This is a genomic window from Pseudomonas putida (assembly GCF_001636055.1).
Taxonomy (GTDB): domain Bacteria; phylum Pseudomonadota; class Gammaproteobacteria; order Pseudomonadales; family Pseudomonadaceae; genus Aquipseudomonas; species Aquipseudomonas machongensis.
This window is the reverse complement of sequence record NZ_CP011789.1, coordinates 3,466,411-3,491,561: the sequence shown is the minus strand read 5'-3', so window position 1 is coordinate 3,491,561 and position 25,151 is coordinate 3,466,411. Positions and strand designations below refer to the sequence as shown.

25 protein-coding genes are annotated in these 25,151 nt (G+C 63.9%); 12 read left to right on the top strand and 13 right to left on the bottom strand.

Annotated features, from left to right (window positions below; genetic code table 11):
- Positions 1-20 precede the first annotated feature (20 nt).
- The 4 genes from AB688_RS15445 to AB688_RS15430 form a co-directional block, all read right to left on the bottom strand.
- A complete protein-coding gene (locus tag AB688_RS15445; protein ID WP_063545011.1) occupies positions 21-515 on the bottom strand; it encodes a DoxX family protein in 495 nt (164 codons plus the stop codon).
- Between the two features lie 15 nt (positions 516-530).
- A complete protein-coding gene (locus tag AB688_RS15440; protein ID WP_063545010.1) occupies positions 531-1,157 on the bottom strand; it encodes a ferric reductase-like transmembrane domain-containing protein in 627 nt (208 codons plus the stop codon).
- A 192-nt stretch (positions 1,158-1,349) separates the two neighbouring features.
- Positions 1,350-2,651: a sensor histidine kinase gene (locus AB688_RS15435; RefSeq protein ID WP_063545009.1), complete on the bottom strand. Its 1,302-nt coding sequence runs from the start codon at positions 2,649-2,651 to the stop codon at positions 1,350-1,352.
- On the bottom strand, positions 2,648-3,388 hold the full coding sequence (locus AB688_RS15430; protein WP_063545008.1) for a response regulator: 741 nt from the start codon (positions 3,386-3,388) through the stop codon (positions 2,648-2,650). Before AB688_RS15430 ends, AB688_RS15435 begins: the two co-directional genes overlap by 4 nt.
- 217 nt (positions 3,389-3,605) lie before the next feature.
- On the opposite strand from AB688_RS15430, the gene AB688_RS15425 reads away from it, so the two are divergent.
- Both AB688_RS15425 and AB688_RS15420 read left to right on the top strand, forming a co-directional pair.
- Entirely contained in the window at positions 3,606-3,881 is a 276-nt protein-coding gene (locus tag AB688_RS15425) for a DUF2790 domain-containing protein (RefSeq protein WP_063545007.1), read from the top strand.
- Complete coding sequence (locus AB688_RS15420) at positions 3,871-4,440, top strand: thioredoxin family protein (RefSeq protein WP_063545006.1); 570 nt, start codon at positions 3,871-3,873, stop codon at positions 4,438-4,440. Before AB688_RS15425 ends, AB688_RS15420 begins: the two co-directional genes overlap by 11 nt.
- A 30-nt stretch (positions 4,441-4,470) precedes the next feature.
- Here AB688_RS15420 and AB688_RS15415 read toward each other — a convergent pair whose 3' ends face one another.
- Together AB688_RS15415 and aroQ are read right to left on the bottom strand one after the other, a co-directional pair.
- Positions 4,471-5,319, bottom strand: coding sequence for a shikimate dehydrogenase (locus AB688_RS15415; protein WP_063545005.1), 849 nt, complete (start codon positions 5,317-5,319; stop codon positions 4,471-4,473).
- Positions 5,316-5,765: a type II 3-dehydroquinate dehydratase gene (gene aroQ, locus AB688_RS15410; RefSeq protein WP_063545004.1), complete on the bottom strand. Its 450-nt coding sequence runs from the start codon at positions 5,763-5,765 to the stop codon at positions 5,316-5,318. Before aroQ ends, AB688_RS15415 begins: the two co-directional genes overlap by 4 nt.
- A 216-nt stretch (positions 5,766-5,981) precedes the next feature.
- On the opposite strand from aroQ, the gene AB688_RS15405 reads away from it, so the two are divergent.
- The 3 genes from AB688_RS15405 to AB688_RS15395 are packed head-to-tail and all read left to right on the top strand — an operon-like array spanning position 5,982 to position 11,607.
- A complete protein-coding gene (locus tag AB688_RS15405; RefSeq protein ID WP_063545003.1) occupies positions 5,982-7,208 on the top strand; it encodes a TolC family protein in 1,227 nt (408 codons plus the stop codon).
- Between the two features lie 47 nt (positions 7,209-7,255).
- Positions 7,256-8,461 (top strand): efflux RND transporter periplasmic adaptor subunit, encoded by a 1,206-nt coding sequence (locus AB688_RS15400; protein WP_063545002.1) that lies wholly within the window; start codon positions 7,256-7,258, stop codon positions 8,459-8,461.
- 14 nt (positions 8,462-8,475) lie between these two features.
- The gene (locus tag AB688_RS15395) at positions 8,476-11,607 is read left to right on the top strand and encodes an efflux RND transporter permease subunit (RefSeq protein WP_063545001.1); all 3,132 of its coding nucleotides are present in this window, start codon (positions 8,476-8,478) and stop codon (positions 11,605-11,607) included.
- A 27-nt stretch (positions 11,608-11,634) separates the two neighbouring features.
- Here the strand turns inward: AB688_RS15395 and AB688_RS15390 are convergent, their stop codons facing one another.
- Both AB688_RS15390 and AB688_RS15385 read right to left on the bottom strand, forming a co-directional pair.
- Positions 11,635-12,957 carry an MFS transporter gene (locus AB688_RS15390; RefSeq protein ID WP_063545000.1) on the bottom strand — a complete coding sequence of 441 codons (1,323 nt, stop codon included), beginning with the start codon at positions 12,955-12,957 and terminating at the stop codon, positions 11,635-11,637.
- Positions 12,958-13,126: 169 nt separating this feature from the next.
- Positions 13,127-13,810 (bottom strand): FadR/GntR family transcriptional regulator, encoded by a 684-nt coding sequence (locus AB688_RS15385; protein ID WP_054890701.1) that lies wholly within the window; start codon positions 13,808-13,810, stop codon positions 13,127-13,129.
- Between the two features lie 277 nt (positions 13,811-14,087).
- On the opposite strand from AB688_RS15385, the gene AB688_RS15375 reads away from it, so the two are divergent.
- Genes AB688_RS15375 through AB688_RS15360 form a run of 4 tightly spaced genes read left to right on the top strand, consistent with a single transcriptional unit; the run spans position 14,088 to position 16,927 of the window.
- On the top strand, positions 14,088-14,870 hold the full coding sequence (locus tag AB688_RS15375) for a transporter substrate-binding domain-containing protein (RefSeq protein WP_063544998.1): 783 nt from the start codon (positions 14,088-14,090) through the stop codon (positions 14,868-14,870).
- A gap of 22 nt (positions 14,871-14,892) precedes the next feature.
- Positions 14,893-15,558, top strand: coding sequence for an amino acid ABC transporter permease (locus AB688_RS15370; protein WP_054890699.1), 666 nt, complete (start codon positions 14,893-14,895; stop codon positions 15,556-15,558).
- Positions 15,559-16,206: an amino acid ABC transporter permease gene (locus AB688_RS15365; protein WP_054890698.1), complete on the top strand. Its 648-nt coding sequence runs from the start codon at positions 15,559-15,561 to the stop codon at positions 16,204-16,206.
- Positions 16,193-16,927: an amino acid ABC transporter ATP-binding protein gene (locus AB688_RS15360; protein WP_063544997.1), complete on the top strand. Its 735-nt coding sequence runs from the start codon at positions 16,193-16,195 to the stop codon at positions 16,925-16,927. Before AB688_RS15365 ends, AB688_RS15360 begins: the two co-directional genes overlap by 14 nt.
- A 74-nt stretch (positions 16,928-17,001) precedes the next feature.
- Here AB688_RS15360 and AB688_RS15355 read toward each other — a convergent pair whose 3' ends face one another.
- Both AB688_RS15355 and AB688_RS15350 read right to left on the bottom strand, forming a co-directional pair.
- Positions 17,002-17,892, bottom strand: a complete 891-nt coding sequence (locus AB688_RS15355; protein WP_081255244.1) for a dihydrodipicolinate synthase family protein — start codon at positions 17,890-17,892, stop codon at positions 17,002-17,004.
- 33 nt (positions 17,893-17,925) lie between these two features.
- Positions 17,926-18,708 carry an aldolase gene (locus tag AB688_RS15350; RefSeq protein WP_054890694.1) on the bottom strand — a complete coding sequence of 261 codons (783 nt, stop codon included), beginning with the start codon at positions 18,706-18,708 and terminating at the stop codon, positions 17,926-17,928.
- A 151-nt stretch (positions 18,709-18,859) separates the two neighbouring features.
- Here AB688_RS15350 and AB688_RS15345 point away from each other — a divergent pair, with 151 nt between their 5' ends.
- Both AB688_RS15345 and AB688_RS15340 read left to right on the top strand, forming a co-directional pair.
- Positions 18,860-19,402 carry a helix-turn-helix domain-containing protein gene (locus AB688_RS15345; RefSeq protein WP_054890693.1) on the top strand — a complete coding sequence of 181 codons (543 nt, stop codon included), beginning with the start codon at positions 18,860-18,862 and terminating at the stop codon, positions 19,400-19,402.
- A 10-nt stretch (positions 19,403-19,412) separates the two neighbouring features.
- A complete protein-coding gene (locus AB688_RS15340) occupies positions 19,413-20,192 on the top strand; it encodes an AraC family transcriptional regulator (protein WP_063544996.1) in 780 nt (259 codons plus the stop codon).
- 5 nt (positions 20,193-20,197) lie between these two features.
- Here the strand turns inward: AB688_RS15340 and AB688_RS15335 are convergent, their stop codons facing one another.
- Positions 20,198-20,782: a LysE family translocator gene (locus tag AB688_RS15335; RefSeq protein ID WP_063544995.1), complete on the bottom strand. Its 585-nt coding sequence runs from the start codon at positions 20,780-20,782 to the stop codon at positions 20,198-20,200.
- Positions 20,783-21,044: 262 nt separating this feature from the next.
- Between AB688_RS15335 and AB688_RS15330 the strand changes: the two genes are divergently transcribed.
- Positions 21,045-22,616, top strand: a complete 1,572-nt coding sequence (locus AB688_RS15330) for a TerC family protein (protein WP_063544994.1) — start codon at positions 21,045-21,047, stop codon at positions 22,614-22,616.
- On the opposite strand, the gene rarD is transcribed toward AB688_RS15330, so the two are convergent.
- Positions 22,579-23,466, bottom strand: a complete 888-nt coding sequence (rarD, locus tag AB688_RS15325) for an EamA family transporter RarD (protein ID WP_054890689.1) — start codon at positions 23,464-23,466, stop codon at positions 22,579-22,581. The two genes, AB688_RS15330 and rarD, sit on opposite strands and share 38 nt — an antisense overlap.
- Positions 23,467-23,499: 33 nt before the next feature.
- The gene (locus AB688_RS15320; protein WP_063544993.1) at positions 23,500-25,086 is read right to left on the bottom strand and encodes an EAL domain-containing protein; all 1,587 of its coding nucleotides are present in this window, start codon (positions 25,084-25,086) and stop codon (positions 23,500-23,502) included.
- Between the last annotated feature and the right edge of the window lie 65 nt (positions 25,087-25,151).

Below are 25,151 nucleotides of genomic sequence, written 5' to 3'. Positions count from 1 at the left end.
TGTGTTCTGCAGACCCTTGGTCAGCCGTGCTGCCAGCGGCGAGTCAGCCAATAATCCAGGCTCAGACGACCCGATCCCTTGAGCATCAGGGGCAGCAACGCCACCAGGTAGATCAGCGGGAGCTTGAAGTTGCCGAAGCCGCGGTCGGTAATGGTATAGCCCTGGGCCAGCTCAGCCAGCGAGGACCAATGTGCCGGCCAGTGCACGGAGGCGATCGCGACGACCGTCACCACGGCCAACACCGCCGAGGCCAGGCGTGTACCGAAGCCCAGCAGCAGGAGCAACGGACAGATCAGTTCGGCCCACATCGACACTTGCCAGTTGAACTCAGCGGGCAGCATGTTGAACGGGAAGGGGAAGTTGGCCTGCAAGTCGACGAACCAGTTGTTGCCATTGAACTTTTCAAGGCCCGACTCGAAGAACTCCCAGGCCAGGAACAGCCGCAGGGGCAGGTCCGCGCTCCAGTTGCCGGTGTTGTCGATACGTGCAAGGGTGCGATTGATCAGTGTTGTCATGGTGCAGGTCTCGCTTCAGCAGGAAAGGGCGGGTTTGGCGCGGCGCAGGTGTTGAGCGCGCTTTGCGGTGAGCTTGAGAGCGATGGCGGCGAACATCAGGGCGAATGCCAGCGGGTACCAGCCGCCCATCGGGATGCGCTTGTAGAACGACAGGCAGAAGACCCCGGCCAGCACCCAGGTGCCGGTGCTGTGCAGGCCTCGCCACAGGCGACCGCCTAGCAGGCGCATGGCGCCTTTGAACGAGGTCAGGGTCAGCAGCAGGATGAACAGGTAGCCGACACTGCCGGGAATGTTGGCCACTGCGGTGCGGCCGGCCCAGAACAGCTCCGGGAAGCGTTGCGCATAGAGGTAGATCAGCACGCCATGAACCGTGTGGGAGAAGGCGAAGGCCAACCCGAGGAAACGTCGCTCACGCAGCACCTGGCGGCTGAAGGCGCCAGGCAACAGGGTCACCAGCGAGGAGGCCAGAAACGTCAGCAGGAACAGCGCGAAGGAGCTTCGCGCGGTGGCGCGGATGGCGGTGCGCAGGGCATCGGCAGAGCCGACGGGGTGCATCCACAGAGCCAGCCCGGTCATCAGCAGGGTCAGGCCGGCAAGGGCAGCGAACAGCTTCCAGCCGGAGGGTATCGCGAGGTTTTTCATGAGCAGCTCCCAGGTCGTCGACGGCGAATGCCGTCGCGTTGTTGTGGCTGGGAGTGTGTTGGGAAGGGGTATCTGCAGTGTGTCGGCGAGGCGCGGATTGTGTATCGGCGTGTACCGTTAGGCGGGTGTGCTACAGAACCGTACAAGACCCGAGGGTAGGAGGGGAGACCCCTCCTATAGGCAGGGTTATTCCTACAGGTGCGAGGGCGGCAGTTCTATCTGGGCGCACAGCCCACCGCTTTCACGATTGCTCAGGCTCAGTCGCCCACCCATGGCCTGGGTCAGTTGATGGGCAATTGCCAGCCCTAGCCCGGTCCCACCGGTACTGCGATTGCGTGAACCTTCGACCCGATAGAAGGGTTTGAGCACCTCGCCCAACTCCTGCTCGGGAATCCCCGGACCTTCGTCGAGCACCCGGATCAGGGTGTCGCCGGTACTCCGGTGGCTGACTTCCAGGCGCGCAGAGCCGGCGAACTTCAAGGCGTTGTCCAGCAGGTTGACCAGGACTCGGCGCAGGGCATGGGGGCGGGTGTGCAGCACCGTGTCGGTATCGCCGCAGCGTACGACCTGCGCACCGCTGTCCTGGTAATCGAATACCAGGCTGTCGAGAAACGCGTCTAGATTGACCTTGCATGGCTGTTCGGTGCTGCTGTCCATGCTGCGGGCGTAGGCTACCCCCTCGCGCACCAGATGCTCCATGGCGCTCAGGTCGCTCCACAGTTTGTCCTTCTCCAGCCCGTCGTCCATCACTTCCACGCGCAGCTTCATACGCGTGATCGGTGTCTGCAGGTCATGGGAGATGGCGGCCAACAATTGCATGCGCTCCTTGAGATAAGCGGCGATGCGTGCCTGCAGGGCGTTGAAGGCGACGGCGGCGTACTTCACCTCGCGCGGGCCGCTCTCATCCAGCTGTGGCCCGGGCTTGTCGGGGTCGAGGTGGTCGACGGCCTGGGCCAGGCGCGTCAGCGGGCCGATCGCCAGGCGTACCGCAAGCCAGGTGCACAGCAGCAGGATCGCCAGCTGGAACAACAGCACCACCGGTAGCCAGGTGGCTAGTGGCACCGGCGCCGGGGTGACGTCGATGGTCAGTGGCGCGCCGTCGGCGAACTTGAGGTGCGCCTGGAAGTGCGGGTTCGGCCCAGGGATATCCTGGAAGGTCAGGTGATAGTCCTTGCCGATCGCCTTGACGATCGACTCTGCTGCCATGGGCGGGTCGGCGCTGGGCATGCTCTGGCCGACGAGGCCTTGGTCGAGGCGGTAGCGGTAGTTGTGACGCTCCAGGCGCGCAAGCCACCCAGCACGTTCGGCGGCGGGCAGGCGATCGAGGATGGCCACCGAGGTGGCGACGTCCATTTCCAGGTTGCTCAGCATCATCGAGCGGCTGCTGACATAGCGCTCGTAGAACTGAAGGCCGAACGAGGAGCCGTAGGCCAGCACCAGCCCCGTCAGGAAGATCAGTGCCAGGCGCGAAGCGAGGGTGCCCGGCCACTTCATGTCGGCGACTCGATCAGCGAGACCGGCAGCGAGAACACATAGCCCTCGCTGCGCACGGTCTTGATGCAGGTCGGTTCGCGCGCGTCATCGCCCAGGCGCTGGCGCAACCGGCTGACCAGCAAGTCGATGGAACGGTCGAAGATGTCGGCTTCGCGGCCCTGGGTGAGGTTGAGCAGTTGCTCGCGGCTGAGCACCCGCTGCGGATGGTCGAGCAATACCCGTAAAAGGCGGTACTCGGCGCCGCTCAAGGCCACGAGTGTGCCTTCGTCGTCGAGCAGGTGACGGGCGGTGGTGTCCAGGCGCCATTGGCCGAAAGCGATCAGCCGGCTGCTTTCGCTGATGGTGAGGTTGGGCGGCAGCATGCGCGTGCGGCGCAGCACTGCATTGATCCGCGCCAGCAGCTCGCGGGCGGAGAACGGTTTGGTCAGATAGTCGTCGGCGCCCATTTCCAGGCCGATGATGCGGTCGGTCTCGTCGTTGCGTGCAGTGAGCATCAAGACTGGCGTGTTGCGGTGCTTGCCAGCGCGCAATTCGCGGCACAGCAACAGGCCGTCGTCACCGGGCATCATGATGTCGAGCACGACCAGGTCGACGGAGTTGCCCTCGAGAAAGCTGCGCATCTGCCGACCGTCAGCGACGATGCTCGTGCGCAGACCGTTCTTCTTCAGGTAGTTGCCGACCAGCTCGCGAATTTCGCGGTCGTCGTCGACGATCAGGATGTGATCGACGTGTTCCATCATGGTGGTCCTGTAATGAGTGCGATGGGCACAGTGTAACGAGGCTCGGCTCGCTTGCCTGCGGGTGTTTGTATTGCAGTGTATCTGTCGGCGACACAGATACAGAACGAAGCAGCACGCGCGTTTCTCGACACACAGGCGATACCTGGCGGGCTTCAAATGGCTCTCGACCGGGGAGTGAACTGCTCTCCACCTAAAGCCCCGCAGGAGATACACCATGAACTTCAAGACCCTTGCCAGTGCCAGCCTGTTCGCCGTACTCAGCTTCGGCGCCATCGCCGCCCAGGCCAGCACCCAACCGATGCCCGACAGCCAGGCCATGCAGTACCGCTACGGTGATCACCTGGACGTCAAGCGCGTACTGTCGGTGAAGAACGATCGCAGCAACGCCTGTGGCGTGGTCAATACCCGCATGGATTACCTGGACTCGCAGGGTCAGGCACAGAGCGTCGAGTACCGTACCTATGCCACCGGTGGTTGCCATGACAACTGATCGCAGCCAGGCTGAGCCAGGCAGCCCCTGGCGACGCCGCTGGCTCAAGGTGGGCGGTGTGGTCCTGGCGCTCGCAGGCCTGGGCCTGGCCGGGCACCTGCTGGCGCGCGACGACCTGGGGCCGATGCCTTCGCTGGCAGGTGCCCAGGCGTGGATCAACTCGCCGCCGCTGGATGCGCCTGCGCTCAAGGGCAAGGTCGTGCTGGTGGACTTCTGGACCTGGGACTGCATCAACTGCAAGCGCAGCATGCCGTACGTCAACCAGTGGGCCAAGCGCTATGCCGACCAGGGGTTGGTGGTGGTGGGCGTGCATACGCCGGAGTACGACTACGAGCATGATGTGGGCAATCTCAGGCAGAAGGTACGCTCGCTCGACATCGGCTATCCGGTGGCGGTCGACAACGATTACCGGATCTGGAATGCCTGGGGCAACCAGTTCTGGCCGGCGCATTACTTCGTCGATCGCAAGGGGCAAGTGCGCCATGTGCATTTCGGTGAAGGGGACTACGCTGGCCAGGAACAGGTGATCCGCGAGCTGCTGGCCGAGCCGTCGACGTAGGCGCCGGCCAGCGCCGCTGCAGCGGGCCACTCAGCGCAAACTGGCAAAGTGCGCCTGCATCCGTTTCGGGTCGGCCTTGCGACCGCTGAACAGCTCGAATGCCTTGACTGCCTGGAACACAGCCATGGTGCCGCCGTCGAGTGTCTGGCAGCCCAGCGCCCGGGCGTGGCGCAACAGCTCGGTTTCGAGTGGGAAGTAGATGATCTCGGCCACCCACAAGCGCCTGTGCAGCAGTTCGACCGGCAACGGCGTACCCGGCAGCTTGGCCATGCCAACCGGCGTGGTATTGACCAGCCCGTCGGCGGTCGCCAAGGTGTGGGCCAGGTTTTCGCCCAACTGCGCGCGGCCGGCCCCGAAGCGTGCGCTGAGGTTGTCCACCAGCGCTTGCCCGCGTGCGCGGTCTACTTCGAACAGCACCAAGCTCTCGACTTCCTCGGCCAGCAACGCATGAGCCACCGCAGCCCCCGCGCCGCCAGCGCCCATTTGCACGACCTGGCGCCGAGCAACGCCGGGCAGGCCTCGGCGCAGGCCTTCGGCGAAACCCAGGCAGTCGGTGTTGTGGCCGATGCGCCTGCCGTCCTTGAACACCACGGTGTTGACGGCGCCGATGCCGCGCGCCTCGTCCGATAGCTCATCGAGCAGCGGCAGGATCGCCTGCTTGAACGGGAAGGTGATGTTCAACCCGGTAAAACCAGTGTGCTGCGCCGCGTCGAGCAAGCGGGGCAGGGCGCTGTCGTCCACACCCAGCTGGTCGGCATCGATCAGCCGGTACAGGTAGCGCAAGGCCTGGGCGTCGCCTTCGTGCTCGTGCAGCGCAGGTGTGCGCGAGGCCTGGATGCCGCGCCCGATCAGGCCGGCGAGGATGCTGTGCGGGGTCATGCTGCGACCTCCTGCAGCAGTTGCTGGAAGTGGGCAAGCGCTGCGCGGTAGCCCTGGCTGCCCAACCCGCAGATCACCCCCACGGCCACCGCCGATACGAACGAGAGATGCCGGAACGGCTCGCGCTTGTAGACGTTGGACAGGTGCACCTCGATCACCGGCAGTTCACAGGCGACCAGCGCGTCACGGATGGCAACCGAGGTGTGGGTCCAGGCGCCGGGATTGATCAGGATGCCGGCGCAGCGGCCACGGGCGCCATGTATCCAGTCGATCAGTTCACCTTCGTGGTTGGTCTGGCGAAACTCGGTTTCCAGGCCCAGCTCACGGGCGCTGGCAGCGCACAGATTGGCAAGGTCGGCGAGGGTTTCCCGGCCGTAGTGATCAGGTTCGCGGGTGCCCAGCAGGTTGAGGTTGGGGCCGTTGAGTACGAGGATTGGGCATGGCATGGCGCAGCATCGCTTTTATTGTTGGTTGCAACAAGTTTTGTACTATCCGGTTAGTTTTGTAAATCAGCTGGCGCCGCTCGGTATGAAAATCGGGGGCGATAATCGCCCACCGTTCCGGCTGGATTACAGAATCGTAATCTTCACGCCACCGCCACGATAACCGCCGCGCCCTAGAGTCCCTCGCCAGCAACCGCCAGCCGTCGAGGACCCCAGACCGTGCCGTTCAAAACCTCCCGCTCCCTCGCCCTGATTTGCCTGCTGTCGGCCAGTGCTGTCGCCCAGGCAGGACAGGGCCTGACCCTGAACCAGGCGCTCGATGCGGCGTTTGCCGATAATCCGGACCTGGCTGCCGTGCGCCAGGCGCTCGGCATTGCCGAAGGCGAACGGCGCCAGGCGGGTCTGATACCCAATCCGGAGCTTTCCTGGGAGCGTGAAGACACTCGCCGCGATACCAGCACCACCACGGTCATGCTCAGCCAGGCGCTCGAGCTGGGTGGCAAGCGTGGCGCGCGTGTCGAGGTGGCCAAGGCCGGGCAGGATATCGCCCGATTGGAGCTCGAGCGCCAGGGCAATGGCCTGCGTGCCGATGTGACCCAGGCTTTCCATGCTGCACTGCGGGCGCAGACTGCGGTGGAGCTGGCCGAGCAGTCCAAGGCCTTGACCGAACGGGGCCTGCGGGTGGTAAAGGCGCGGGTTGCGGCGGGCCAGTCATCGCCGGTCGAGGCCACTCGCGCCGACGTGCAGTTGGCCCAGGCTCTGGCGCAACTGCGCCGTGCCGAAGCGGATCGCACGGTGGCCTGGCAGGCGCTGTCGCGCTTGATTGGCAGCGCCGATGTGGCGTTCACGCAGCTTGATGGCAACGGCTTGTTGCCTGGCCCGGCGCCACAGGCCGAGGTCTTGCTGGGCAAGGTCGAGCAGACCGTCGAGTGGCGCCTTGCGGCCGCGCAGATCGAGCGTGGAGAAGCCGCGCTGGGTTCGGAAAAGGCCCAGCGGATCCCCAACCTCACGGTCAGCCTGGGCAGCCAGTACAGCCGCGAGGACCGTGAACGGGTCAATGTGGTCGGGCTGTCCATGCCGCTGCCGCTGTTCGACCGAAACCAGGGCAACGTGCTGGCGGCCTCACGTCGCGCCGACCAGGCCCGCGACCTGCGCAACGCAGTGGAACTGCGCCTGCGCAGCGATACCCGCAGCGCACTGAGCCAGTGGGCCATGGCCATGGCCGAGGTCAACGCCTACGACCGCACCATCCTGCCCTCGGCACGCCAGGCGGTAGATACCGCTACGCGTGGCTTCGAGCGCGGCAAGTTCGCTTTCCTCGACGTTCTGGACGCCCAGCGCACGCTGATCGAGGCCCGCGGGCAGTACCTCGACGCCCTGGCGTCGGCAAGCGATGCCCGGGCACAGATCGAGCGGATCTATGGCCAGCTGGATACCGGGCGCTGAGGCGCGGATCAAGCGTTCTACCTTCTTTATTTGCAGCAGGAGCCCCCATGAGCACCACACGCACGTTCGCCATCCTTGCCACCCTGGTCGCCGTGATCGGCGTCGGTGGGCTGGCTTGGACCGGCAACCTCGGCCCCGGAAAGACCAGTGAGTCCGGCCATGACGACCATGGCACCGACGGCCACGACCACGGCAGTGCGCCTGCTGCGTCCGGCGAGGAAGGTCACGATGAAGAGGGCGAGCTGCATCTTTCTGCAGCGCAGATCGAGGCGGCCGGGATCCAGTTGGTGACCGCCGGCCCGCGTGTCCTGGGTACGGCGATCAGTTTTCCTGGCGAGATTCGTTTCGATGAGGACCGTACCGCCCACGTGGTGCCGCGTGTTCCGGGTGTGGTCGAGTCGGTGCAGGCCGACCTCGGCCAGCCGGTCAAACGTGGCCAGGTGCTGGCGGTGATCGCCAGCCAACAGATCTCCGAGCTGCGCAGCGAGCAGCAGGCGGCGCAGCGGCGGGTCGAGCTGGCGCGGCTGACCTTCGAGCGTGAAAAGCAGCTATGGCAGGAGCGCATCAGCGCCGAGCAGGATTACCTGCAGGCTCGCCAGGTTTTGCAGGAAGCTGAGATCGCCTTGGCCAATGCCGGGCAGAAGGTTGCGGCCGTGGCCCCGGCGGGGGCGGGCAATCGCTACGAGCTGCGTGCACCGTTCGATGCGGTGGTGGTGGAAAAACACCTGACCGTCGGCGAAGTGGTGAGTGAGGCCAGCAATGCCTTCACCCTGTCCGACTTGAACCGAGTCTGGGCCACGTTCGCCGTGACCCCGCGCGATCTGGACAAGGTCACCAGCGGCCGCGCCGTGACCGTGAGTTCGCCGGACCTCGATGCGCAAGTCGAGGGCACCATCAACTATGTCGGCAACCTGCTCGGCGAGCAGAACCGCGCTGCCACTGCCCGCGCCACGCTGGCCAACCCCAAGGGGGCGTGGCGCCCCGGGTTGTTCGTCAATATCGCGGTGACCGTCGAGCAAGCAGAGGCAGCCGTGGTGGTCCCACAGATGGCCCTGCAGACCCTCGAAGAGCGCAGCGTGGTGTTCGCCCGCACCCCTGATGGCTTCCAGGCGTTGCCAGTCAAGACTGGCCGCCGCGATGGCGGCTTCGTCGAAATCTCCGAAGGCCTGGCCCGCGGCACCCAGGTAGCGGCGGCAGGTAGCTTTGTCCTCAAGTCCGAGCTGGGCAAGGGCTCGGCCGAGCACAGTCACTGATCCGGGAAACCCTCATGTTCGAACGCCTGATTCAATTTGCCATCGAGCAACGCCTGGTGGTGATGCTCGCCGTGGTGCTGATGGCTGCGGTGGGCATCCACAGCTACCAGAAGCTGCCGATCGACGCGGTGCCCGATATCACCAACGTGCAGGTGCAGATCAATACCGCTGCACCAGGCTATTCGCCGCTGGAAACCGAGCAGCGCATCACCTACGCCATCGAAACGGCCATGGCCGGCCTGCCCGGGCTCAAGCAGACCCGTTCGCTGTCGCGTTCGGGTTTGTCGCAGGTGACCGTGATCTTCGATGACGCCACCGATATCTTCTTCGCCCGGCAACTGGTCAACGGGCGCCTGCAAGTCGCCCGCGAGCAGTTGCCCGAGGGCATCGAAGCGGGCATGGGGCCCATCTCGACGGGCCTGGGGGAGATCTTCCTGTGGACGGTCGAGGCCCGGGACGGTGCACTCAAGGAGGACGGTACGCCCTATACCGCCACCGACCTGCGGGTGATCCAGGACTGGATCATCAAGCCCCAACTGCGCAATGTGCCGGGTGTGGCCGAGGTCAACAGCATCGGTGGACACGCCAAGCAGTATCTGATTGCACCGGATCCCAAGCGCCTGGCGGCCTACAAGCTCACGCTCGATGACCTGATCGCGGCGTTGCAGGGTAACAATGCCAACGTCGGCGCGGGTGCCATCGAACGCAACGGCGAGCAGTTGCTGGTGCGTGCGCCGGGGCAGGTGGCGTCGATCGAGGACATTGCCAACATCGTCATTTCCAGTGCCGATGGTGCGCCGATTCGTGTCAGCCATGTGGCCCAGGTCGGCCTGGGCGAAGAACTGCGCTCGGGAGCTGCGACCGAAAATGGTCGCGAGGTGGTGTTGGGCACGGTGTTCATGCTGATTGGCGAGAACAGTCGCACGGTGTCCCAGGCCGTCGCGGCAAAGCTTGCCGAGATCAACCGCAGCCTGCCCGAGGGCGTGGTGGCGGTCACGGTGTACGACCGTACCAACCTGGTGGAAAAAGCCATCGCCACGGTGAAGAAGAACCTGGTCGAAGGCGCCATCCTGGTGGTCGCCGTGCTGTTCCTGTTCCTGGGCAACATCCGTGCAGCGTTGATCACGGCCATGGTCATTCCGCTGTCGATGCTGTTCACCTTCACCGGTATGTTCGCCAACAAGGTCAGCGCCAACCTCATGAGCCTGGGGGCGCTGGACTTCGGCATCATCGTCGACGGTGCGGTGGTGATCGTCGAGAACGCCATCCGTCGACTGGCCCATGCCCAACACAAGCACGGGCGCATGCTGACCCGTGCCGAGCGCTTCCATGAAGTGTTCGCGGCTGCCCGCGAGGCACGCCGGCCCCTGATCTACGGGCAGTTGATCATCATGGTGGTGTATCTGCCGATCTTTGCCCTGACCGGTGTCGAAGGCAAGATGTTCCACCCCATGGCGTTCACCGTGGTCATGGCCTTGCTGGGGGCGATGATTCTTTCGGTGACCTTCGTGCCAGCAGCGATTGCGCTGTTCGTTACAGGCAAGGTCAAGGAGGAAGAGGGTGTGTTGATGCGTACGGCTCGCCAGCGTTACGCCCCGGTGCTCGCCTGGGTACTGCGTCGACGCGAGCTGGCCTTCGCCGCTGCCGCAAGCCTGGTACTGCTGTCGGGTGTATTGGCCAGTCGCATGGGCAGTGAGTTCATTCCCAGCCTCAGCGAGGGCGACTTCGCCCTGCAATCGCTGCGCGTGCCGGGCACCAGCCTGAGCCAATCGGTGGACATGCAGCAACGCCTGGAACGGGCGATCATCGCCCAGGTACCCGAAGTCGAGCGGGTGTTCGCCCGCACCGGGACCGCCGAGATCGCCTCGGACCCGATGCCGCCGAACATCTCCGATGCCTACGTGATGCTCAAACCGCGTGAGCAGTGGCGCGATCCAGGCAAACCGCGCGAAGCGCTGATTGCCGAGGTGCAGCAGGCTGCCGCCAGTGTGCCGGGCAGCAACCATGAACTGTCGCAACCCATCCAGCTGCGCTTCAACGAGCTGATTTCCGGGGTGCGCAGCGATGTGGCGGTGAAGGTCTTCGGCGACGACATGGACGTGCTCAACGCCACGGCGGCGAAAATTGCCACCACCTTGCAGCAGGTACCGGGGGCATCGGAGGTGAAGGTCGAGCAGACCACCGGGCTGCCGGTACTGACCATCGATATCGACCGCGACAAGGCGGCACGCCACGGTCTGAACGTTGCCCAGGTGCAGGATGCGGTGGCCATCGCTGTCGGCGGGCGCAAGGCGGGGACGCTGTATGAAGGGGACCGGCGCTTCGACATGGTGGTGCGCCTGTCCGAAGCCCTGCGCACAGACGTCGACGGCCTGGCGAACCTGCTGATACCGGTGCCGGCCAGTGCTGGCGCCACTCAGATCGGCTTTATCCCGTTGTCGCAGGTGGCAAGCCTCAACCTGCAATTGGGGCCGAACCAGGTCAGCCGCGAGGATGGCAAGCGCGTGGTGGTGGTCAGTGCCAACGTGCGTGGCCGTGACCTGGGTTCGTTCGTCGAACAGGCCGAGCAGACCCTGATCGACCAGGTGCAGGTTCCGCCTGGGTACTGGACACGCTGGGGTGGGCAGTTCGAGCAGTTGCAGTCGGCTGCCGAGCGGCTGCGGGTGGTGGTGCCGGTTTCACTGCTGCTGGTGATGGCGTTGCTGCTGATGATGTTCAACAACCTGCGTGACGGCTTGCTGGTGTTCACAGGCATTCCCTTTGCCCTGACCGGAGGGGTGCTGGCCCTGTGGCTGCGGGATATTCCATTGTCGATTTCGGCAGGGGTCGGGTTCATCGCGCTGTCGGGGGTGGCGGTGCTCAACGGCCTGGTGATGATCGCCTTCATTCGCAGCCTGCGAGAAGAGGGGCGATCGCTGCGGGTGGCGGTCGAGGAGGGCGCGTTGACCCGTCTGCGGCCGGTACTGATGACCGCGCTGGTGGCGTCGCTGGGGTTCATCCCGATGGCGCTGGCCACCGGCACGGGCGCCGAGGTGCAGCGGCCGCTGGCGACAGTGGTGATCGGTGGGATCCTGTCGTCGACGGCCTTGACCTTGCTGGTGTTGCCCGCACTCTATCGCTGGGCGTACCGGCGGGAGGAAGATTGAGAGAGCTACCCGCCGGCTCCGGTGATGTCAGACCGAGGCTGGCTGGCTCCCCAGCGATTCCTCATGCAGGGAGATGCGTGAAGTCTCCGGCAGCGCCAGCCCGCCAACCAGCGCCACCAGGGCGATAACCACCAGGTAGAAGGCCGGCGCCAGGCTGCTGCCGGTCTGGCCGATAAGCCAGGTCGCCACCAGCGGCGCGGTGCCGCCGAAAAGTGTATAGGCGACGTTGTAGGTGATGGCCGAGGCGGTGTAGCGGGTGCGGGTCGGGAAGCTCTCCGACAGCAAGGCCGCGGTGACCACCCCGCTCGACAAAGCGCCTACCGCCAGCAGGATAACCCCCAGCAACGCGCCCGCCATCGAGCCGGAGCTTGCCAGCCAGTAAGCCGGGAACACGCAGACCATCACCCAGAGGCATGTGAAGCCAATGGTCCGGCGGCGTCCGATCCAGTCGGAAAAGGCACCTGCCAGCGGGCAGCCAGCCGCTGCGAACAGCAGCGCCACGGTGGTGACCAGTAGCGACTGGGCGCGGCTGAGGTTGCCGACCAGTTGCAGGTAGGTGGCGAAGTAGGTGGTGAACATGTAGAACGACAACGCCGTCAGTGAGATGAACGCGCCCAGGTTGCGGATCGCCCGGCCATGGTGGCGCAGCGTTTCCTTGAGTGGCGAATGTTCGTGCTCGCGGCCCTCGGCGATGGCTTCGCGGAAGGCCGGTGTTTCCTCCATGCGCCAGCGCAGGTAGAGCCCGACCAGACCCAACGGCGCGGCGATCAGGAAGGGCACGCGCCAGCCCCAGGTGTTCATGGCGTCCGGCGTCAGGCTGGCTTCAAGGGCATAGGCAATGACCGCCGCGCAGGCGAATGCCGAGAAGGTCGAGACCGGCACGAAACTACCGTAGAACGCACGTTTTTCCCGAGGCGCATGCTCCATCAGGTAAGCGCAGGCCCCGGCGTATTCGCCACCGGCGGAAAAACCTTGCAGGCAGCGCGCCAGGGTCAGCAGTACGGGCGCGGCGATGCCGATGCTGGCGTAGGTCGGCAGCAGCCCGATGAGCGTGGTGGAGCCCGCCATGAGCAGGATGGTCAGCGACAGGATGCGCTTGCGTCCCAGGCGATCGCCCAGTGCGCCGAACACGATGCCGCCCAGCGGACGCAGGGCGAAGGCCACGGCGAAGACGGCAAAGGTCTTGAGCAGGGCGACACTGGCGTCCTGGCTGGCGAAGAACTGGCTCGCGATCAGCGTGGCGAGAAAACCGTATACCGCGAAATCGAACCACTCGACGAAGTTGCCGATGGCCGAGGCGGCAATCACCCGACGCAGGGTGGCGGGGGATACTTCATGGGATACAGACATGCGAATGCTCTCCGGTTGTCATAGGCAGCCTGGCGGGGGTGGACACGGTCGAGCCGTGTCGTCTCATTGTCAGGGCCAGTAGAGCGGAGGGCGGGGGTCGGTGCATCCTTGAGGGCGACACCGGGATATCTGTTTCAACCGGTAATCCGTCGCGCACGGCAGTCCTCGCTCAGACGGCGAATACCACCCCGGTACGCGAGGCAGCATTGCGGATATGCTCCTGCATCGCTCGCTGCGCCCCGGCTTGCGACCTGCGCTCGAGGGCCTTGAGGATCTTGCGATGTTCCTGCCAGGTCTCCATGGCCCGCTCAGGGCGAATGAACGGCAGCTTCTGGCTCTCCAGGAAAATTTCCTGGCTGGTGGTGATCACCTGCAGCATCGCCTGGTTGCCGCAGGCCTGCAGCAGCAACTGATGGAACTCGAAATCGAGCCGCGCCGCCTGCTCGAAGCGCCCGTTGCGCAGCTCCTGGCGCATGGCCTCGACATTGGCCTGGAGCCTGTCGATGTGATCGGCGGTCAGGGCCAGCGCAGCCTGCCCGGCGGCGAAACCCTCCAGCGCATAGCGCAGCTGGAAGGTATCAGCCGCCGATACCTGTTCGGCATAGGGCCAGGAAAATCCGCTGGGTGTCGGGCTCTGCACGAAGACGCCTTTGCCCGGCTGCACGCTCACCAGCCCCAGTGCACTGAGCGACGACAGCGCCTCGCGCAGTGAGGCGCGGCTGACACCAAGCCGTTCGGCCAGGTCGCGTTGCGAGGGCAGGGCATCACCCGGCTGGTAACCGCCTTCATCGATAAGCTTGCGGATGGCCTGCAGTGCCAGTTCCGGGACGGCGCGGGGGAGGGTGTCGAGCATGCTGTTCAGACCAGTCAGAGGGCTATGACGCTGACGTTTTACGGTGAACGGACCGTGCTGGCAAGCGTTGCGCCAACCTGGCGCAGCCCCTCAAGGCCCTGCACGAAAGCGGGGCGCATTGCGGTGCAGAGGATGACCATGCGCTGCAACTGTTCAGACCAGTAAGACCTTGCAGTCACGGGCCTGGCAGCGTTTCGCAACGGGTTGAGCGCAGACTGGCATGCCCCCTGCAATGGCCAGGTCAGTCCCATCACCCGAGTTCCTGCGAGGCCTACCCATGACGTTCCGCTCTCTGCTCCTGGCAACCCTGTTCTGTGGCACCTCCCTGGCCCTGCCGTTGGCTCAGGCCGACGCGCTGGCCGATATCAGTGCCCGTGGCGTGCTCAAGGTGGCCGTGCCCCAGGACTTCCCGCCGTTCGGTTCGGTCGGCCCGGACATGAAGCCCCGTGGCCTGGATATCGATACCGCGCAACTGCTGGCCGACAAGCTCGGTGTGAAGCTGGCCCTGACCCCGGTCAACAGCACCAACCGCATCCCGTTCCTGACCACGGGCAAGGTCGACCTGGTGATCTCGAGCCTGGGCAAGAACCCTGAGCGTGAGGCAGTGATCGACTTCTCGCAGCCCTACGCGCCGTTCTACCTGGCCGTGTTCGGTCCGGCCGAGACGAAGATCGATGACATCGGCGCGGTGGCCGGCAAGACCATCAGCGTCACCCGCGGCTCGATCGAAGACATGGCCCTGACCGCCGTGGCACCCAAGGATGCGGTGATCAAGCGCTTCGAAGACAACAACTCGACCATCGCCGCCTACCTTTCCGGGCAGGTCCAGTTGATTGCCAGCGGCAGCGTGGTGATGTCGGCCATTGCCGAGAAGAACCCGGCCAAGGTGCCGGTGGTGAAGGTCAAGCTGAAGGACTCGCCGGTTTACGTGGGTGTGGCCAAGAACGAGGCGGCGCTGCTGGAGAAGGTCAATAGCAGCCTGGCCGCAGCGAAGGCCGACGGTAGCCTGAACCGCAATGCCGAGAAATGGCTCAAGCAACCTCTCCCTGCCGATCTTTGAGCGGCTGCGGACACCTCTAGCCATGGCTTATCAATTCGACTTCGCCCCCGTGCTCGCCCAGGGTGACCTGCTGCTCAAGGGGGCCCTGTTCACCCTGCAGCTGACCGCCATCGGCACCGTGCTCGGCCTTGCCATCGGCGTGATCGGCGCCGGTGTGCGGGCCTGGCGCCTGCGCCCGTTCGACCTGCTGTTCGGCCTGTACGTGGAACTGATCCGCAACACGCCGTTCATCGTGCAGCTGTTCTTCATCTTCTTCGGCCTGCCCGCGCTGGGCGTGCGCCTGAGCGAATGGGAGGCGGCAGTGCTGGCGATGGTGATCAACCTGGGGGCCTATTCCACCGAGATCATTCGCGCCGGTATCCAGGCGATTCCCCGGGGGCAACTGGAAGCCGCAGCGGCCCTGGCCATGAGCCGGTTCGAGGCGTTCCGCCACGTGGTCCTGCGGCCTGCGCTGGCCAAGGTCTGGCCGGCGCTGACCAGCCAGATCGTGATCGTCATGCTCGGCTCCGCAGTGTGCTCGCAGATTGCCACCGAGGAACTGTCGTTCGCCGCCAACTTCATCCAGTCGCGCAACTTCCGTGCGTTCGAGACCTACCTGCTGACCACCGTCCTGTACCTGCTGATGGCCATCCTCGTGCGCCAGTTGCTGAGCTGGATCGGGCAGCGCCTGCTGATGGGGAAACGCTGAATGGACTTCACCTTCTGGGACATCCTGCGCAACCTGCTGACGGGCCTTCAATGGACACTGGCCTTGTCGCTGGTGGCATTCGCCTGTGGCGGCCTGGCCGGGTTGCTGGTACTGATCGGGCGCATTTCCGAGCGGGCACTGCCAAGGCGCCTGGCCCGTGGCTACATCGAGCTGTTTCAGGGCACACCGCTATTGATGCAGTTGTTCATGGTGTTCTTTGGCATTGCGCTGTTCGGCATCGACGTCTCGGCATGGATGGCGGCGGCGATCTCCCTGACCTTGTTCACCAGTGCGTTTCTCGCCGAGATCTGGCGGGGTTGCGTGGAGTCGATTCCACGTGGCCAGTGGGAGGCCTCCGGCAGCCTGGCGCTCAGCCGTATGGAGCAGTTGCGCCACGTCATCCTGCCCCAGGCACTGCGCATCGCCATCGCGCCGACCGTGGGCTTTTCGGTGCAGGTGGTCAAGGGCACGGCGGTGACCTCGATCATCGGATTCACCGAACTGACCAAGACCGGCGGCATGATCGCCAACGCCACCTTCGAACCCTTCATGGTCTATGGCCTGGTCGCACTGGGCTATTTCATCCTCTGTTATCCGCTCTCGCTGAGCGCCCGTTATCTGGAAAGGAGGCTGCATGCCCCTGCTTAGAGTGTCCGCGCTGCACAAGTACTACGGCGACAATCACGTGCTCAAGGGCGTCGACCTGAGCATCGAAGAGGGCGAAGTGGTCGCGATCATCGGCCGCAGTGGCTCGGGCAAGAGTACCTTCCTGCGCACGCTGAACGGCCTTGAGTCGATCAGCGATGGGGTGATCGAGGTGGACGGTGAATACCTCGACGCCAGCCGTGCCGACTTGCGCGCCTTGCGGCAGAAGGTCGGGATGGTGTTCCAGCAGTTCAATCTGTTCCCGCACCTGACCGTGGGCGAGAACGTGATGCTGGCGCCGCAGGTGGTGAAGAACACCGGCAAGGCGCAGGCGCGTGAGTTGGCCGAGCGCATGCTGGCCAGGGTGGGGCTGGCGGAGAAATTCAACGCCTACCCGGATCGCCTCTCGGGCGGGCAGCAGCAGCGGGTGGCGATCGCCCGCGCGCTGGCGATGTCGCCCAAGGTCTTGCTGTGCGACGAGATCACCTCGGCGCTGGATCCGGAGCTGGTCAACGAGGTGCTGGGTGTGGTGCGGCAACTGGCCAGCGAAGGCATGACCCTGATCATGGTCACCCACGAGATGCGCTTTGCCCGTGAGGTGGGCGACAAGCTAGTGTTCATGCATCAGGGCAAGGTGCATGAGGTGGGGGAGCCAAATGCATTGTTCGCCGCTCCGCGCACGGCGGAGCTGGCGAACTTCATCGGAATGACGGCGACGGTGTGAAGCAAGACCGAGGTTGGTGAGAGCCTATCCGTTCTCGCCCACCAATCGTATGGCGTGCAGTGATCTCCAGGCCTTCAATGGCCACGCAGGTCGTGCAGCAGGCGCTCCAAGGTGGCGCGAGCTTGCTCATCGAGCCCGAACACCGGTCGACGTGGTTCACCCACCGGCAGCCCGGTCATGGCCAGTCCGGCCTTGATGGTCGCTGGCAAGCCGCCTTTGAGAATGAAGTCCAGCAATGGCAATTGGTGGTAGAACAACGCCTGTGCTTGCTTGAGGTCGGCGTCGAGTACCGCCTGGTACAGCTGCAGGTTCAGTTGTGGAATGAGATTGGCCGCTGCAGTGCACCAGCCTTTTGCTCCCGCCACGAAGGCCTCCAGCGCCAGCGGATTGCAGCCGTTGTAGAACGGCACCTGGCCTTCACCGAGCAGTTGCAGCCTGTGCATGCGCTGGATGTCGCCAGTACTCTCTTTGACCATGGTGACGTTGTCCACCTCGCGGACAATGCGCAGGATCAGTTCCACCGACATATCAGTGCCGCTGGTGGCGGGGTTGTTGTAGAGCATGATCGGAAGGTCGATGGCGGTACCGATGCTGCGGTAGTGCTCGAGGATCTCGCTTGGGCTGAGCTTCCAGTAGGCTGACGGCAGCACCATCACCGCATCGGCACCGTGCTGCTGGGCGAAGCGGGCGCGGCGGATCGCGCCAGCGGTGGTCAGGTCGGAGACGCTGACGATGCTGGGCACGCGCTTGGCAATGCGTTCGAGGCTGTATTGAGCGACTTGATGCCATTCGCCGTCGCTCAGGTAGGCGCCTTCACCGGTGCTGCCCAGTGGGGCGATTGCGTGTACGCCGCTGTCGATGAGGCGATCGATGGACTGGCCCAGGGCAGGCAGGTCGAGCTGTTCGCCGTCCTGGCTGAACGGGGTGATGGTGTAGCCGATGATGCCGTGGAATTCTGTGGTCATGATGGGTGGCTCCGCAAGCAAGGCATTCAGGGGTCAGTCAAGGCAGTTGGCGTGTTTGCGCAGGCTCTGCCGGGCGAAGTAGTTGAACGAGGCGCCGTGGCGCTTGGGGCGGTCGATCCAGTCGTGGGCTTCACGACCAAGCTGCGGGTCGATGGGTTTGATGCTGCCGGCGGACATCGCCAGCAACTGAAGGCGCGCGGCGCGTTCGATCAATTGGGCATAGACGCAAGCCTGCTCGATACTGGTGCCCGTGGACAGCTGGCCGTGGTGCGAAAGCAGGATGGCGCGCTTGTCACCCAGGGCCTGGCTGATGATCTCGCCTTCTTCGTTGCCCACCGGTACGCCAGGCCAGGCGCCGAGGAACGCGCAATCGTCGTACAGCGGGCACAGGTCCATGTGCGAGACCTGCAGCGGCACCTCCAGCATCGACAGGGCGGCAACGTGGGTGGGATGGGTGTGGATGATGCAGTTCACATCTGGCCGGGCGCGGTACACCCAGCTGTGAAAGCGGTTGGCGGGGTTGGGCATGCCTTGGCCTTCGAGCACCTCCAGGTCTTCGTTGACCAGCAGCAGGTTGCTGGCACTGATCTCATCGAAGCCCAGGCCCAGTTGCTGGGTGTAGAACGTGCCGGGTTGCGGGCCGCGGGCGCTGATCTGCCCGGCCAGGCCCGAGTCATGGCCATGGTCGAAGAGAATTCGACAGGTCAGGGCCAGCTTTTCGCGTACAGTCCACGTATTATCGGCGAGTGAGCCTTGCATCTGTGCCAGCGCTTTGTGCACCAGTTGCTCTTTGCCGAGTGTCAGGGTGTTGGCCATGGGGATATCCTCTGTGGCGTGCTGATGATGCCAGTGCTTGCCCGCCCCGCTGCTTTGATCGGGAGAGGGGCGGTCAATCACATGACACAAAACAATCTACATGACACAAAGTGTCATTAGCAAGGCCGTTCACACGGGAAAACCGCGCCGCATGTCTATCCGCTTGAAACTGCTGAGAAAGAAACTGGGCATTACCCTGGAGGTGCTGGCTGAGAAATCCGGCATGACCAAGAGCTACTTGTCGAAGGTCGAGCGTGGGTTGAACACCCCTTCGATCGCGGCGGCGTTGAAGCTGGCCAGGGCATTGAACGTCAATGTCGAAGAATTGTTTGCCGAAGATCACACTCTCCAGGCGCGCTACAGCCTGGTGCGCAGCGGTGAGCGCCAGGCCCTGGTAGGTGATGGTGCAGGCCCGGGTTATACGGTGCTGACGTCACAGATCGGGCAGCGCAGCCTGTTACCCTTTCTTGTTCAGCCACCCCGAGATTTCAGTGATCCCACGTTCAAGGAGCACCAGGGCGAGGAGTTTCTGTTCGTCCATGCGGGCCAGGTCGAGGTCGATTTCATGTCTGAGCGGGTCTTGCTGGAGCAGGGCGATGCCCTGCATTTCAACGCGCAGACACCGCATCGGCTGCGCTCGGTCGGTGAGTGCCAGGCGCAGTTGCTGGTCGTGGTACAAGGCGGTGAGGCATGAGGCAGGGACGATGATCGAAGTGTCGCGGTTCTGGCGCGATCCAGCGCTGCCCTTCGTCGAGGCGCGGCGGGTGGGAGATGGTCGCCAGGTCTGCTATGGCCCGCATTCGCATGAAGGTTTTTCCGTGGGTGCGGTGACGGGCGGGCGCAGCAGCTACCTGTCCGGCGATACCTGGCGCGAGCTTTCGGCCGGCGCCACGGTGTTGATGAACCCCGGTGTGGTACATGCGTGCAATCCGATCGAGGGTGAAGTCTGGTCGTACCTGATGTTGTACGTCGACCTGCCCTGGCTTGAGGCGCAGGGCTTCCTCCTGCCCCAGGCAACCTTCAGCGAGTCGCCAGCGCTGTATGCGCGTCTGTTGCAGCTCTTCGCCGGGCTGTTCGATGGCGATACCGAGGTCCGTGAAACGATGCTGAAGGCGTTCTTCAAGGCACTGCCGGGATACCTTGAGGCAGCGCCCGGCGCGCATTCGCAGGCACATCCGCGTCTGGAAGCGGCAGCGGCCTTCATTCGTGCCCATCGCCTCGACCCTTTGAGCCTTGACGATATCTGCGCCGCCGCGGGGTTGTCGCGGGCGTATCTGATTCGCGCGTTCCGCCGACGCTTTGGCTTGACGCCCCATGGGTATCTGGTCGACCAGCGGGTACAGCACGCCCGGGCGCAATTGCGTCGCGGACGCGGGATCGCCGAGGTGGCGCTGGAGGCGGGCTTCGCCGATCAGGCGCATCTGCAGCGGGCCTTCAAGCAGCATCTGGCCGCCACGCCAGGGCATTACCGCAGCGGCGGTTGAGCGCGTTAGCCCAGTACCAGGTACACCGCGCTGGCGACCAGCAGTACCGCCAACCCGCGATTGAACAGACGCATGTGACGCGGGTTTCCCAGGTACTGACTGATCACGCTGCCAGCCCACGCCCAGCTGGCCACTGAGACGAAGCAGATGGGTGCATACAGCCAGGTGAACAGCCACAGTAGTTGCTGATCGCCGCCGGTGTAGGCGCCGATTCCGGCCACTGAAGCCAGCCAGGCCTTGGGGTTGAGCCATTGCATCACAGCACCGTGCCAGAACGACGGCGCCTGCGTCTGATGGCTGGCGTTCAGCTGGCCGTTGTCGCTGGACAGCTTCCAGGCCATGTACAACAGGAACAACACCCCACCCCAATGCAGCAGGCGGCCTATCACTGGCCAGCGCAGCAGCACTTCATGCAGCCCCAGGCCGATCAGTACCAGCAGCAGGCAGAACCCCAGGCTGGCGCCTGCAGCATGGCCCAGGCTGGCACGCAGCCCATGACGTGCACCACTGCCGAGGGCGACTATATTCACAGGGCCAGGAGAAATCGAGGCCGCCAAGGCGAAGGCGGCCATGGACAGTGACAGGCTCATGAAGGGCTTCCTTGATGTTGAATGAGGTCACGCATCCTGGCTCACCGTTGAGGCCCTGGTATTGAATGAAAGTGCTCAATTGGAGCTGTTACAGCTTTTGTAATAGTTTCACACTGTCAGGAAAACCTGCTTCGATTGTAGGATCACCTTCCCAAATTTCTATCAAGGTATTTATGAGCACCTTCGCGGAGCCCCCCAGTCTTCGGCCGTCCTGGCCATCCTTTCCGCGTCTTCGTGACGTTTCTCCCGAGAGTACCCGCTAATGGAATGGCTAGCTGACCCCACGGCCTGGCTAGGCCTGTTGACGCTTATCGTCCTCGAGCTGGTGCTGGGTATCGACAACCTGGTCTTCATCGCCATCCTCGCCGACAAGTTGCCGCCGCATCAGCGCGACCGTGCCCGGGTGATCGGTTTGACCTTGGCATTGCTGATGCGCCTGGGCCTGTTGGCCTCCATCTCGTGGATGGTGACCCTGACCGCGCCGTTGTTCGAGGTCTGGGGCAAGAGCTTCTCTGGCCGTGACCTGATCATGCTGTTCGGTGGTGTGTTCCTGTTGTTCAAGGCCACCATGGAGTTGCACGAGCGCCTGGAAGGGCATGTGGCCCAGAGCACCGGCGCTGTGCGTCACGCTGCCTTCTGGCCCATCGTCGCGCAGATCGTCGTACTCGATGCGGTGTTCTCGCTGGATGCGGTGATCACGGCCGTTGGCATGGTCGAGCAGCTCTCGGTGATGATGATCGCAGTGATCTTCTCCATCGGTATCATGATCGTTGCCAGCAAGCCGCTGACCCGTTTCGTCAACGCCCACCCGACGGTGATCATGCTGTGCCTGGGCTTCCTGATGATGATCGGTTTCAGCCTGACTGCCGAAGGCCTGGGCTTCCATATCCCTAAAGGCTATCTGTATGCGGCGATCGGTTTCTCGATCCTGATCGAGCTGTTCAACCAGGTGGCTCGGGCCCGCCGCAAACGCAGCCTGCAGCAGCACAAGCCGCTGCGCGAGCGCACGGCGCATGCTGTACTGCGCTTGCTGGGTGGGCGACGCATCGAGGCCGATGAAGTGGGCGAGGAGATCGCCGACCTGGTCGAAGGGGGGGAAGAGCATGTGCTGTTCGACCGCCGCGAGCGGGTGATGATCAGCGGTGTGCTGAACCTGGCCGAGCGACCGATACGCACCGTGATGACTGTGCGTGCCGAGGTGGATGCCATTGATCTGGCGCTGTCGGATGAAGCCATTACGCAGATCCTGGTCAACTCTCCATACTCACGACTGCCGTTGATTCGTGACGGTCGTATCGACGAGCCACTGGGCTTCGTGCACAAGAAGGAGTTGCTCAAGGAGTTGCTCTCGGGCAACCAGCCAGACCTTGAGAGCATGGTGCGTACACCGCTGAACCTGCTGGAGAGTTTCAGCATTCTCAACGCGCTGGAGCAGATGCGTGGTCAGTCCACCCACATTGCCTTCGTGGTCAACGAATTTGGTGACTTCACCGGCGTACTGACCATGACCGACATCCTCGAGTCCATTGCTGGCGAATTACCAGACGCCAGTGAGGTGGAAGGGCCGGGGATCGTCGAGGAGTCGGGCGGTTTCGTGGTCAGTGGTGCCCTGAACCTGAGCCAGGTTCAGGCGCGTACCGGCTTCGTCGCCCGCGCCACCGAGGATTACCAGACCCTGGCGGGCTTGGTGATGAGCCTGCTGGATCGCCTGCCGGTGGTAGGCGATCGACTGGCCTGGAACGGCTGGACCATGACGGTGGTGGCGGTGGAGGAGAGGCGGGTGCGGCAGGTGCGTCTTACACCGAGCGACGACGCTGACGCAGCAGGTGCTTGATGCCTTCGAGCACCAGCACCAGCACCGCAGCCCAGATCGGCAGGTAGGTCAGCCACTGGTCAGGCGCGATGCTCTCGCCCAGTAGCAGGGCTACGCCGACCAGCAGCACCGGTTCGACGTAGCTGAGCAGGCCGAACAGACCGAACGGCAGCAGGCGACTGGCGAGCACGTAGACGATCAGCGCCGAAGCGCTGATCGCTCCCAGCAGTGGGATCAGGGCGTACAGGCCTGGATGTGCAGCCAGGTCGGCACTCGACAGCGGGCCTTGGATCACGAAGTACAAGGCCCATGGCAGCAACAGGCACATGTCGCACCACAAGCCGCCCAGGTGGTCGGTGCGGCAGCGTCGGCGCAGCACGAAATAGATCGGGTAGCCGATCACAACCACCAGCGTCTCCCAGGCGAAACTGCCATGCTGGTACAGCTCGTGACCAACGCCAAGCGCGGCGCAGCCTACCGCCAGCTTCTGCAAGCGTGACAGGCGCTCGCCATAGGCCACTCTGCCGGTCAGGACCATGGCCAGCGGCAGCAGGAAATATCCCATCGACACCTCAAGGCTACGCCCGTGCAGCGGCGCCCAGAGGAACAGCCATAGCTGGATACCCAGCAGCCATGACGTGCCGACCATGCCCAGTAACAGGCGAGGGGTCTGGCGAACGCGCGCCAGCAGCTCGCCGACATGCTTCCAGTCCTTGCTGAGCAGCATGAACAGGGTGAGGCACGGGAGGGTCAGCAGGGTGCGCCAGCCGAAGATCTCCTCGCCGTCGAGCGGCGCGAGCATGGAGGTATAGAAGTACATCACGGCGAACAGACAGGATGCCATGACAGACGAGATGATGCCTTTTGACACGAAAGCCTCGGTTGCAGAAAGTAAACGGACGAATCAGCCGGGCATGATCTCAGGGGGGACGCCCTGGGGCAACCGCAAGCTGGCAGGCTGTGCAGCGAGCGCCTGAAGGAATTCTTCCAGCGGCATTGGCCGGGCGTAAAGGTAGCCTTGCTGGAAATCCACCTGTTGTCGCGCAAGGTAATCACGCTGAACGTCGGTTTCCACGCCCTCGGCGACAATGCCCAGCTCCAGCTTGGTCGACAGGTCGATGATGGTGTCGAGGATGTGCTGTGACAGTGCATCGCTGCCGATCATGGCGACGAAACTCTGGTCGATCTTCAGGTAGTCGATCTTGAACTGCCGCAGGTAGTTGAGGCTGGACTGGCCGGTACCGAAGTCGTCCAGGGCAATCATCACGCCCATCTGGTGAAGCTTTTCGAACAGCTCCAGGGTGATCGGCGTCGCTTCGATCAGTTTGCGTTCGGTCAACTCCAGGGTCAGGATCACCCGGCCAGGTGGGAAGTGCTGGAGAAAGGTGCGGCAATCGTCAAGCAGTCCCAGGTCGCGGCAGTGGTCGGCGGTGATGTTGATGCCGATGTGGAAGCCGTCTTCCATCAGCGCCGAATAGGGCGCCAGGCCTTGCGCGGTAAGCAGCATCAGGGCACGGGTCATGGGCACGATCTGCCCACTGTGCTCGGCGTAGGGGATGAACAGGTCGGGGCGCACCAATCCCTCGTGCGGGTGTTGCCAGCGCATCAGTACCTCGGCGCCGGCCCAGCGGTAGTCACCCTTGCGCACCACCGGCTGAAAGTATGGGATGAACTCGTTCGCCTCCAGCGCCCGGTTCAACTCGGTCCTTGACGACGAGGCACGTCGCAGTTGCCAACGACAGGCCAGACCGATCAACGCGCCAATGACCAATAGAAGGCCCAGCAGCGCCGGGTACTGGCTGCGCAGCACTTCCATCGGTTTGTCCGGACCATAGCCACCGTGGACGCTGAACGGGTAGCGTGCCGAGTATTGAGAGACGTGTGCGCTGGCGGCTGTCGGAGGGGTGCCGGTATGCACGAGGCCGTCGGCACCCAACCAGTGCCTGCCGATCTGAATCCCCAGCGTTTCGTCATCGGCAATCAAGCGCAGGGCCGTGAGCAGATGGTCGCCATCGACCGTGGCGATGGCTCCGCGGCCCTCCTGACCGGTGCGATACACCAATAGGGGATGGCCGGGCGTGATCGAATTGCCATCCATCAGCCACAGCTGACCTTCGGTGTAGTCGAGGGGGTTGACCGGTTCGTCGTAATCGCCCAACAGCGAGGAGCAATACAGGGTGTCGTGGTTGAACAGGTTGGTGGAGCGTACGAACGCATTGCGCGTCACCTGCTCGCGCAAAGCCAGTGTGACTTCGCTACACGGGCGTCCGGCCAGAGGCAACAGCGCTTGCGCCGCCGTGGAGACACCATCCAGGATACGCTCCACGTGGTTGACGACCTGCTGGACGGTGGCCTGGCTGTTGTCTCGCAGATCGCGTTCGATCTGCCAGTGCATGATCGCCAGGCCGCACAGTATTGGCAGTGTGCCGACCGCCCAGGGCAGCAGGCGGCGCCAGCTCCAGCGAGCAGGGCGTTTAACCGTAAGAGGCATGCGGGTCTAGACTTGTATGACTGGTGGTTGCACAAGGATAGCTCGGACCTTCGGCGGAGTACCGA

What these genes read in the sequence shown, in the direction of transcription:
- AB688_RS15395 (WP_063545001.1), top strand. Translation starts at nt 8,476, where the DNA reads ATGTTCGAACGCCTGATTCAATTTGCCATCGAGCAACGCCTGGTGGTG.
- AB688_RS15440 (WP_063545010.1), bottom strand. Translation starts at nt 1,157, where the DNA reads ATGAAAAACCTCGCGATACCCTCCGGCTGGAAGCTGTTCGCTGCCCTT.
- AB688_RS15400 (WP_063545002.1), top strand. Translation starts at nt 7,256, where the DNA reads ATGAGCACCACACGCACGTTCGCCATCCTTGCCACCCTGGTCGCCGTG.
- AB688_RS15430 (WP_063545008.1), bottom strand. Translation starts at nt 3,388, where the DNA reads ATGGAACACGTCGATCACATCCTGATCGTCGACGACGACCGCGAAATT.
- AB688_RS15435 (WP_063545009.1), bottom strand. Translation starts at nt 2,651, where the DNA reads ATGAAGTGGCCGGGCACCCTCGCTTCGCGCCTGGCACTGATCTTCCTG.
- AB688_RS15335 (WP_063544995.1), bottom strand. Translation starts at nt 20,782, where the DNA reads ATGAGCCTGTCACTGTCCATGGCCGCCTTCGCCTTGGCGGCCTCGATT.
- AB688_RS15350 (WP_054890694.1), bottom strand. Translation starts at nt 18,708, where the DNA reads ATGGCCAACACCCTGACACTCGGCAAAGAGCAACTGGTGCACAAAGCG.
- AB688_RS15365 (WP_054890698.1), top strand. Translation starts at nt 15,559, where the DNA reads ATGGACTTCACCTTCTGGGACATCCTGCGCAACCTGCTGACGGGCCTT.
- AB688_RS15370 (WP_054890699.1), top strand. Translation starts at nt 14,893, where the DNA reads ATGGCTTATCAATTCGACTTCGCCCCCGTGCTCGCCCAGGGTGACCTG.
- AB688_RS15390 (WP_063545000.1), bottom strand. Translation starts at nt 12,957, where the DNA reads ATGTCTGTATCCCATGAAGTATCCCCCGCCACCCTGCGTCGGGTGATT.
- AB688_RS15355 (WP_081255244.1), bottom strand. Translation starts at nt 17,892, where the DNA reads ATGACCACAGAATTCCACGGCATCATCGGCTACACCATCACCCCGTTC.
- AB688_RS15375 (WP_063544998.1), top strand. Translation starts at nt 14,088, where the DNA reads ATGACGTTCCGCTCTCTGCTCCTGGCAACCCTGTTCTGTGGCACCTCC.
- AB688_RS15385 (WP_054890701.1), bottom strand. Translation starts at nt 13,810, where the DNA reads ATGCTCGACACCCTCCCCCGCGCCGTCCCGGAACTGGCACTGCAGGCC.
- AB688_RS15345 (WP_054890693.1), top strand. Translation starts at nt 18,860, where the DNA reads ATGTCTATCCGCTTGAAACTGCTGAGAAAGAAACTGGGCATTACCCTG.
- AB688_RS15340 (WP_063544996.1), top strand. Translation starts at nt 19,413, where the DNA reads ATGATCGAAGTGTCGCGGTTCTGGCGCGATCCAGCGCTGCCCTTCGTC.
- AB688_RS15330 (WP_063544994.1), top strand. Translation starts at nt 21,045, where the DNA reads ATGGAATGGCTAGCTGACCCCACGGCCTGGCTAGGCCTGTTGACGCTT.
- AB688_RS15360 (WP_063544997.1), top strand. Translation starts at nt 16,193, where the DNA reads ATGCCCCTGCTTAGAGTGTCCGCGCTGCACAAGTACTACGGCGACAAT.
- AB688_RS15445 (WP_063545011.1), bottom strand. Translation starts at nt 515, where the DNA reads ATGACAACACTGATCAATCGCACCCTTGCACGTATCGACAACACCGGC.
- AB688_RS15425 (WP_063545007.1), top strand. Translation starts at nt 3,606, where the DNA reads ATGAACTTCAAGACCCTTGCCAGTGCCAGCCTGTTCGCCGTACTCAGC.
- AB688_RS15320 (WP_063544993.1), bottom strand. Translation starts at nt 25,086, where the DNA reads ATGCCTCTTACGGTTAAACGCCCTGCTCGCTGGAGCTGGCGCCGCCTG.
- AB688_RS15420 (WP_063545006.1), top strand. Translation starts at nt 3,871, where the DNA reads ATGACAACTGATCGCAGCCAGGCTGAGCCAGGCAGCCCCTGGCGACGC.
- AB688_RS15415 (WP_063545005.1), bottom strand. Translation starts at nt 5,319, where the DNA reads ATGACCCCGCACAGCATCCTCGCCGGCCTGATCGGGCGCGGCATCCAG.
- aroQ (WP_063545004.1), bottom strand. Translation starts at nt 5,765, where the DNA reads ATGCCATGCCCAATCCTCGTACTCAACGGCCCCAACCTCAACCTGCTG.